Source organism: Neochlamydia sp. TUME1, assembly GCF_000813645.1.
GTDB lineage: Bacteria > Chlamydiota > Chlamydiia > Chlamydiales > Parachlamydiaceae > Neochlamydia.
This window is the reverse complement of sequence record NZ_JRXI01000254.1, coordinates 1-1,008: the sequence shown is the minus strand read 5'-3', so window position 1 is coordinate 1,008 and position 1,008 is coordinate 1. Positions and strand designations below refer to the sequence as shown.

Sequence of the window (1,008 nt, the reverse complement as noted above, 5' to 3'; positions counted from 1 at the left end):
GAACGAGCGGTAAAACCTTTTAGAGATGAGCTACAGGTAAAAGCTCAAGCCACCCTAAGATTTGAAACACCACCAGGAAAACAACTTCAGATTGATTTTGGTTCCACTCGTCTATACATTCAAGATAAACTTACTCAGGTTTTTTTGTTTGTTGCCACCCTTGGTTTTTCAAGAAGAATTTACGTTAAGCCTTTTTTACACCAACAACAATCGTCTTGGTTTAAAGGAATAGAGGAAGCCTTTTTCTATTTTGGCGGTACTACCGAAGAGGTGCTTGTAGACAATGCTAAAAGTTTAATAATTAAACATCATGCACTTACTAGAGAAGTCCAATTTAATGAGCGTTTTACTGCTTTTGCAAATTACTGGAAATTTTGTCCTAAAGCCTGCGCTCCTTATCGTGCCAGAACAAAGGGTAAGGATGAAAGAGCTATAGGGTATGTTAAACGCAATGCTATCGCAGGGCACAAGTTTGCTAGCTGGGAATCTTTCGAAAGTCATTTAGAGCATTGGATGCACAATATTTCTGATCAAAGGCTCCACGGTACTACGCGTAAAGTACCCTTGAAAGTATTTGAAGAGATGGAAAAAGATGCTCTTCGTCCTTTAAAAGGAAAACCACCTTTCCTGCAGATTCGAGAACTTGACCGAATCGTTCATAAGGATGCTTGTGTGGAGATCGATACGAATAGATATAGTGTTCCTTGGAAGATAATCAAGGAACGGGTCTTTGTTCAGCTAATAGAAAATGAGGTTCGCATCTTCTATAAGCAAACTGAAATTGCTCGTCATGTAGAATGCAAAGGAAAATATCAAAATATTCTTAAGCCCGAGCATCTTAAAGGAATTGTAGGAACCTTTCGGCCAAAAGAGCATGAAGAGATTAAGTGTGTAGAAAATTTAAATTTTATGGATGCGGAGTTATCTAGGCCTCTTGCGGAGTACGAAAGGTTAGTAGGAGGTAGCTGGTCATGATAATAGAACAGAACAGGCTTGATTCCATGCTGG

1 protein-coding gene is annotated in these 1,008 nt (G+C 39.2%); it reads left to right on the top strand.

Annotated features, from left to right (window positions below; all coding sequences use genetic code 11):
• Positions 1-975: IS21 family transposase (gene istA, locus DB41_RS10405; protein ID WP_039387100.1), on the top strand; the 975-nt coding region annotated here is incomplete at its 5' end.
• Positions 976-1,008 lie beyond the last annotated feature (33 nt).